This is a genomic window from Mycobacterium sp. 1164985.4, from assembly GCF_001668575.1.
Classification (GTDB): domain Bacteria; phylum Actinomycetota; class Actinomycetes; order Mycobacteriales; family Mycobacteriaceae; genus Mycobacterium.
This window is the reverse complement of record NZ_LZMD01000064.1, coordinates 1-1,910: the sequence shown is the minus strand read 5'-3', so window position 1 is coordinate 1,910 and position 1,910 is coordinate 1. Positions and strand designations below refer to the sequence as shown.

1 rRNA gene is annotated in these 1,910 nt (G+C 57.4%); it reads right to left on the bottom strand.

Annotated features, from left to right (window positions below):
* Positions 1-305: 305 nt before the first annotated feature.
* A 16S ribosomal RNA gene (locus A5650_RS12315) occupies positions 306-1,829 on the bottom strand.
* Positions 1,830-1,910: the final 81 nt, after the last annotated feature.

Here is a 1,910-nt window from a genome sequence, read left to right as displayed (position 1 = left end):
AGATGCTCGCAACCACTATCCACAAATCAAACACCACACCCCACCACCAAAGACAGGGCGACAACACGTCCTCCCACCACACACAGTGGCCAGGGAACCAACGGGCTTGTTGTCTCAAAGCCCAATAGTGTGTCTGGCAATCCTTTCACCGCAATCCAGCCGAAACTGAACCCCGTTGCGGCTCAACGTTTGTTGCTGCACCAGACCCCCACCCACTACAGGTGTGAGGCCATCCAACGAATCCGTCTGGGACACCGGAAAATCCGCGATCTGCGGGCCGGCCCAAACATCGTGGTGCTCCTTAGAAAGGAGGTGATCCAGCCGCACCTTCCGGTACGGCTACCTTGTTACGACTTCGTCCCAATCGCCGATCCCACCTTCGACGGCTCCCTCCCACAAGGGGTTAGGCCACCGGCTTCGGGTGTTACCGACTTTCATGACGTGACGGGCGGTGTGTACAAGGCCCGGGAACGTATTCACCGCAGCGTTGCTGATCTGCGATTACTAGCGACTCCGACTTCACGGGGTCGAGTTGCAGACCCCGATCCGAACTGAGACCGGCTTTGAAAGGATTCGCTCCACCTCACGGCATCGCAGCCCTTTGTACCGGCCATTGTAGCATGTGTGAAGCCCTGGACATAAGGGGCATGATGACTTGACGTCATCCCCACCTTCCTCCGAGTTGACCCCGGCAGTCTCTCACGAGTCCCCGCCATAACGCGCTGGCAACATGAGACAAGGGTTGCGCTCGTTGCGGGACTTAACCCAACATCTCACGACACGAGCTGACGACAGCCATGCACCACCTGCACACAGGCCACAAGGGAAACGACATCTCTGCCGCCGTCCTGTGCATGTCAAACCCAGGTAAGGTTCTTCGCGTTGCATCGAATTAATCCACATGCTCCGCCGCTTGTGCGGGCCCCCGTCAATTCCTTTGAGTTTTAGCCTTGCGGCCGTACTCCCCAGGCGGGGTACTTAATGCGTTAGCTACGGCACGGATCCCAAGGAAGGAAACCCACACCTAGTACCCACCGTTTACGGCGTGGACTACCAGGGTATCTAATCCTGTTCGCTCCCCACGCTTTCGCTCCTCAGCGTCAGTTACTGCCCAGAGACCCGCCTTCGCCACCGGTGTTCCTCCTGATATCTGCGCATTCCACCGCTACACCAGGAATTCCAGTCTCCCCTGCAGTACTCCAGTCTGCCCGTATCGCCCGCACGCCCACAGTTAAGCTGTGAGTTTTCACGGACAACGCGACAAACCACCTACGAGCTCTTTACGCCCAGTAATTCCGGACAACGCTCGCACCCTACGTATTACCGCGGCTGCTGGCACGTAGTTGGCCGGTGCTTCTTCTGTACCTACCGTCACTTGCGCTTCGTCGGTACTGAAAGAGGTTTACAACCCGAAGGCCGTCATCCCCCACGCGGCGTCGCTGCATCAGGCTTGCGCCCATTGTGCAATATTCCCCACTGCTGCCTCCCGTAGGAGTCTGGGCCGTATCTCAGTCCCAGTGTGGCCGGACACCCTCTCAGGCCGGCTACCCGTCGTCGCCTTGGTAGGCCATCACCCCACCAACAAGCTGATAGGCCGCGGGCTCATCCCACACCGCAAAAGCTTTCCCCCACCAGACCATGCGGCCAGCAGGAAATATTCGGTATTAGACCCAGTTTCCCAGGCTTATCCCAAAGTGCAGGGCAGATCACCCACGTGTTACTCACCCGTTCGCCACTCGAGTACCCCCGAAAGGGCCTTTCCGTTCGACTTGCATGTGTTAAGCACGCCGCCAGCGTTCGTCCTGAGCCAGGATCAAACTCTCCAAACAAAAACTGTCCGAAAAAATTCGACCATAACCAAAGACACCAAAAACTGGCATCAAAAAACATCCACCCCTAAACGGGAAAAA